The organism is Paenibacillus sp. PDC88, from assembly GCF_900106725.1.
Taxonomy (GTDB): domain Bacteria; phylum Bacillota; class Bacilli; order Paenibacillales; family Paenibacillaceae; genus Paenibacillus; species Paenibacillus shunpengii.
Window position 1 is genome coordinate 1 of the sequence record NZ_FNNT01000029.1, and the last position, 1,708, is coordinate 1,708.

Annotated in this window: 1 rRNA gene (cut by a window edge); it reads right to left on the reverse strand. The window is 54.2% G+C overall.

Annotated elements, in window-relative coordinates:
* A 23S ribosomal RNA gene (locus BLW49_RS28390) occupies window positions 1–1,708 on the reverse strand (its annotated part continues 1,316 nt past the right edge of the window); the annotation flags it as partial.

Here is a 1,708-nt window from a genome sequence, read left to right on the forward strand (position 1 = left end):
GGATAAGCCCTCGACCGATTAGTACTGGTCAGCTCCATGCATTGCTGCACTTCCACCCCCAGCCTATCTACCTCGTCGTCTTCAAGGGGTCTTACTAGTTGGGAAATCTCATCTTGAGGGGGGCTTCACGCTTAGATGCTTTCAGCGCTTATCCCGTCCGTACATAGCTACCCAGCGGTGCTCCTGGCGGAACAACTGGTACACCAGCGGTACGTCCATCCCGGTCCTCTCGTACTAAGGACAGCTCCTCTCAAATTTCCTACGCCCACGACAGATAGGGACCGAACTGTCTCACGACGTTCTGAACCCAGCTCGCGTACCGCTTTAATGGGCGAACAGCCCAACCCTTGGGACCTACTTCAGCCCCAGGATGCGATGAGCCGACATCGAGGTGCCAAACCTCCCCGTCGATGTGGACTCTTGGGGGAGATAAGCCTGTTATCCCCAGGGTAGCTTTTATCCGTTGAGCGATGGCCCTTCCATGCGGTACCACCGGATCACTAAGCCCGACTTTCGTCCCTGCTCGACTTGTAGGTCTCGCAGTCAAGCTCCCTTGTGCCTTTACACTCTTCGAATGATTTCCAACCATTCTGAGGGAACCTTTGGGCGCCTCCGTTACTCTTTAGGAGGCGACCGCCCCAGTCAAACTGCCCACCTGACACTGTCCTCGCACCGGATTACGGTACCAAGTTAGAACCTAGATACGATCAGGGTGGTATCCCAACGTTGCCTCCACAGAAGCTGGCGCTCCTGTTTCCTAGGCTCCCACCTATCCTGTACAGATCGTACCCAAATCCAATATCAAGCTGCAGTAAAGCTCCATGGGGTCTTTCCGTCTTGTCGCGGGTAACCTGCATCTTCACAGGTATTAAAATTTCACCGGATCTCTCGTTGAGACAGCGCCCAAGTCGTTACGCCATTCGTGCGGGTCAGAATTTACCTGACAAGGAATTTCGCTACCTTAGGACCGTTATAGTTACGGCCGCCGTTTACTGGGGCTTCGGTTCACAGCTTCGGGTTTAACCCCTAACCGCTCCCCTTAACCTTCCAGCACCGGGCAGGCGTCAGCCCGTATACTTCGCCTTGCGGCTTCGCACAGACCTGTGTTTTTGCTAAACAGTCGCTTGGGCCTTTTCACTGCGGCCCCCTCGTGCTATTCACACTACCGGGGCACCCCTTCTCCCGAAGTTACGGGGTCATTTTGCCGAGTTCCTTAACGAGAGTTCTTCCGCGCGCCTTAGAATTCTCTTCTCACCTACCTGTGTCGGTTTACGGTACGGGCACCTTCATCTGGCTAGAGGCTTTTCTTGGCAGTGTGAGATCATGACCTTCGCTACTGTAATTTTCACTCCCCATCACAGCCCAGCCTTAATAGTATGCGGATTTGCCTACATACCAGCCTCACTGCTTGGACAGACATCCATCAGTCTGCGTCACTACCCTACTGCGTCACCCCATCGCTCGTAACGATTTACGGTGGTACAGGAATTTCGACCTGTTGTCCTTCGACTACGCCTATCGGCCTCGCCTTAGGTCCCGACTTACCCTGAGCGGACGAGCCTTCCTCAGGAACCCTTAGGTTTTCGGCGGATCAGATTCTCACTGATCTTTTCGTTACTCATACCGGCATTCTCACTTGTATGCGCTCCAGCAGTCCTTCCGGTCCACCTTCACTGCTGCATACAACGCTCCCCTACCCCTGATACAT